The organism is Caballeronia glathei (genome assembly GCF_000698595.1).
Lineage (GTDB): Bacteria > Pseudomonadota > Gammaproteobacteria > Burkholderiales > Burkholderiaceae > Caballeronia > Caballeronia glathei.
This window is the reverse complement of sequence record NZ_JFHC01000171.1, coordinates 1-3,879: the sequence shown is the minus strand read 5'-3', so window position 1 is coordinate 3,879 and position 3,879 is coordinate 1. Positions and strand designations below refer to the sequence as shown.

The 3,879-nt window shown below is 58.8% G+C and carries 2 protein-coding genes and 2 pseudogenes; 2 read left to right on the top strand and 2 right to left on the bottom strand.

Annotated features, from left to right (window positions below; translation table 11 throughout):
- Positions 1 to 206, bottom strand: a pseudogene (locus tag BG61_RS44590) (IS110 family transposase); the annotation flags it as partial.
- 907 nt (positions 207 to 1,113) lie between these two features.
- Positions 1,114 to 1,559: pseudogene (locus BG61_RS37840) on the bottom strand (universal stress protein).
- 645 nt (positions 1,560 to 2,204) lie between these two features.
- Here BG61_RS37840 and BG61_RS37835 point away from each other — a divergent pair.
- Together BG61_RS37835 and BG61_RS37830 are read left to right on the top strand one after the other, a co-directional pair.
- Positions 2,205 to 2,954 (top strand): SDR family NAD(P)-dependent oxidoreductase, encoded by a 750-nt coding sequence (locus BG61_RS37835; RefSeq protein WP_035943343.1) that lies wholly within the window; start codon positions 2,205 to 2,207, stop codon positions 2,952 to 2,954.
- A 79-nt stretch (positions 2,955 to 3,033) separates the two neighbouring features.
- The coding region (locus tag BG61_RS37830; RefSeq protein WP_035943341.1) for an MFS transporter at positions 3,034 to 3,879 on the top strand (846 nt) is incomplete at its 3' end.

Below are 3,879 nucleotides of genomic sequence, written 5' to 3'. Positions count from 1 at the left end.
GCCTGCTGCTCGACGGATTCGATCGCGACAAAACGCATCGTCGGCTGCCGGGCCGCAACGGCGATTGCTTGGGCATCAGCCGCATCGTTCTTGCCCTCCGGCCTGAATGGCTTGACGAACTCGACCGGAAAGAGCCGAACCGCGTGACCACGGGCGGCAAACCAGCGACCCCAGTGGTCTGACGAAGCACAGGCTTCCATTGCGACGCGGCATGAGGACAGCTGCTCGGCCCATCGCATAAATGCTTCGCGTCACAGCACGCGCCGTTGGCGTATCGCGCCGTGGCGTCGAGCACGCAGATCGCGAACACATTCTTTACCAGATCGATGCCGACGGTAGTAAGCTGGCCCATGACTTCCCCTCCTGTTCAGATTGACGGCTGACGCCTCAATCCTGGCACTCGATGCCGTGCGACTTCAACGCCGCTTCAGGTTGGCGAAGTCCCTCACATTTGAAAAACTCCGTCACTAGGACTTTAGCGAAGTTTTCGGGGGACCTCTTACCCCTAACCGATGCCCACGAGCCGGTTATGGAGCGACCTGAGAGGTCGATTTTCCACGAGCCGGTTCTACTGCGAGAAAAAAGGATTTTTTCAACGCTATCGGGCCACAAGCTGACGCTGGCCAGCTGCCGTAGCGAGACCTCTGGATGGCTGATCCGAGCCCAGTAGCTGTCGTTCGGGTATCCAGGTGAACGGTGAAGCCGCACCCGCGATAAGCAAGTGCAGCCCCGCGCGAGACGGCGTTCTCTGCATGGGCCGGAAGTTCCAGTCGCAATCAGACGCATCACGCGGCTACCGGTGGACGTTCACTCCGAACCACCAGCTGTTGCTGGTCGGGGACACGCATGAATTCCTTGAATTCCGCGTCGGTTTGGCGCAGATGTCGGTCGTCGTTAGATCATAGCGTGACTGTAAGTACGCCACGTCAAATGTCGTCAATGGCGTCACTCTACGAGTCAAACCGCCGCGCATTAATCAGCCGTAGAGGGGGCGACTATGCCGACGATCGAAGTGGGTGCTTGCCACGCGTACGGATGCACGCCCCAGTTTCAGATTGGCGCACAGCTATGGCTTCCCCATGCATGAGGACCGCGTCGTGTCACGCATTCGGACTACGCAGGAGGCCGCACGACTAGGACCGGCAAGTGACTGTGCGTAAGCACCTTCTGCGTCTCGTTTCCGATTAGCAGTCCGCGAATACCGCCGTGACCGTGAGACGCCATGACTATGAGATCGCAGTTCCGCTGTTTTGCGGTATCGAGAATTGCCTCATAGGGGTGCGCGCCGCTTGCCGCTACCGTGTCGCACTCAACGCCGGCCAGGGAAGCGATGTCTTTAACGGTCGCGAGGTATTCATCGGCGCGCGCGCGGTCGGCGGCCTGGAATTCGTCCTCGGTATAGCCCACAGTCTCGGCGCTATAAATTGTCATATGGAATGGGCGCACATATAAATGCTCGTGACCCGTGCGCCGTTTTCCTTGGCAAGGGCTACTGCCACCTGCATCGCCATTTCCGATAGTGCGGAACCATCTGTCGGCACAAGCAGGTGCTTGAACATAATGACGCCCTCCGATCGCGTTCCCGGGCCGTTGACGGTTAAAAATCATCACAGAACTTCGAACGCAATATTACATTGACATTACAGTATAGACGACTGGCACAAAGGGGCAGGTCAAACCGATTTCTATGCAACATCGGCGGAGAGGGGTATCAGCGTCGCTAGCGCCGCCACTTTGCGGAAGCCCTGATAACCCGCGCATGGTTTAGCCTCGTTGCGGAGGGAAAGCCGCGACCTAGAGCGTCCCTGACCCCTTGCTGGACCGGGCGTGCCGCACTCGTCAAACGAGCACGCCTGTTCAACTACTCGAGATGCGCACGAACCTCGCCTCAGTCCATCCGGGGGCTCGTTCGTACCGCGATTCGATCGGACTTGGCCGTTGAAGTGAGTGCCCACCATATGGTTTACCCGTTTACGACTCCGATCTGCTCGCGTCGCGAAATCTCTGACCTGGGTTGAACCGGAACTCGACGACCACACGTCGGGAACCGATAAACCACACTGCATCTAGCGACTTGTCCGTAACCTCCCCGTTCCTCGACATCTGAAAATTCTTCAGCAATGGCTGAGCCAAACTGCATTGATCGCGATGGTTGCAGCGCAGAAACTACGCTTACCAACTAACACGATCGACGGAGACAAAACATGTTGCACGACAGCAAAGTGGTAATCGTCACAGGTGCAGCCTCGCCGCGCGGCATTGGCAAGGCCACCGCAAATGCGCTTGCCGCCCAGGGCGCACGAGTGGTGATTCTGGATCTTCGCCTGGAAGACGCGAAGAGCGCTGCGAGCGATCTCGGCGAAGCTCACCTTGGCCTTGCCTGCGATGTGACCGACAAGGACGCTTGCATTGCTGCGGCCAAGGCGGTGTTGGAGAAGTACGGCCGCATCGACGGGTTGATAAACAATGCGGGCATTACGCAGCCGTTGAAAACGATGGACATTGAGGCCGACAACTTCGATGCGGTCATCGACGTGAACCTGCGCGGCACGCTCTACATGTCGCAAGCGGTTATTCCGCAAATGAGAGCGCAAAAGAGCGGCAGCATCGTCTGCATGTCGTCGGTTTCTGCGCAACGCGGCGGCGGCATCTTCGGCGGCCCGCACTACAGCGCCGCCAAAGCAGGCGTGCTTGGGCTCGCTCGCGCAATGGCGCGTGAACTCGGGGCGGACAACATCCGCGTCAACTCGATCACACCGGGCCTGATTCAGACGGATATCACAGGCGACAAGCCCACGCCCGATATGCGTGCCGACATCATCAAGGGCATTCCGCTCGGCCGTCTCGGCGACGCGACCGACGTCGCGAATGCCTGCCTCTTCCTCACGAGCGACCTGTCGGCTTACCTCACCGGCATCACGCTCGACGTCAACGGCGGAATGCTGATTCATTAAGAAGGACATTCGCCGCGACTGCGGCGGATGAGTCAACGCACCCGGGGGGAAACCTGGGGCGATATAGCAGGAGACACCCATGAATGCGAAGTCCACTTCGCCGTCAGTGACGGGCGATGCCATGTCGGTCGCCGAATTGGCGAGCCTCGAAGTAAAAACGTATGCGAAAGTCGGGCGGCGCCTGATACCTTTTCTGATGCTGTGCTATCTGGGCGCTTATCTCGATCGGGTCAATGTGGGCTTTGCGAAGCTGCAGATGCTCTCCGACCTGCGATTCAGCGACACCGTCTATGGCATCGGCGCCGGTATTTTCTTCCTCGGCTATTTCATCTTCGAGGTGCCGAGCAATCTCCTCTTGCACAAACTGGGCGCACGTAATTGGCTCGCCCGCATCATGCTGACGTGGGCAGTGATTTCCGCCTCCTTTGCCTTCGTCGAGTCGGCCACCACCTTTTATGTTCTCCGCTTTTTGTTAGGCGTGGCTGAGGCAGGGTTCGCACCGGGCGTCATTCTTTACCTCACGTATTGGTTTCCCGCCGCACGGCGCGCTAAGGCACTTTCACTTTTCTTCATGGCAATTCCGCTTGCGGGCATTGTTGGTGGACCGCTGTCCGGATGGATCATGCATGCGTTCCAGGGGGTGCATGGCCTTGCTGGCTGGAAGTGGCTGTTCATGCTTGAGGCGCTGCCGTCGCTGTTCCTTGGCGTCGCCATCCTGTTCTACCTTGACAACGGCATCGCGTCGGCGAAGTGGCTCACCGATGCGGAGAAGGACCTGCTCGCACGCAACGTCGCCCATGACAACTCCCACAAGGTAGCCCATGTGTCGATCAGGTCGTTCATCGGCGATGATCGGCTGTGGCTGATGGCGTCGATCTACTTCTGCGTCGTGCTCGGTCAGTATGGCCTCACGTTCTGGCTGCCG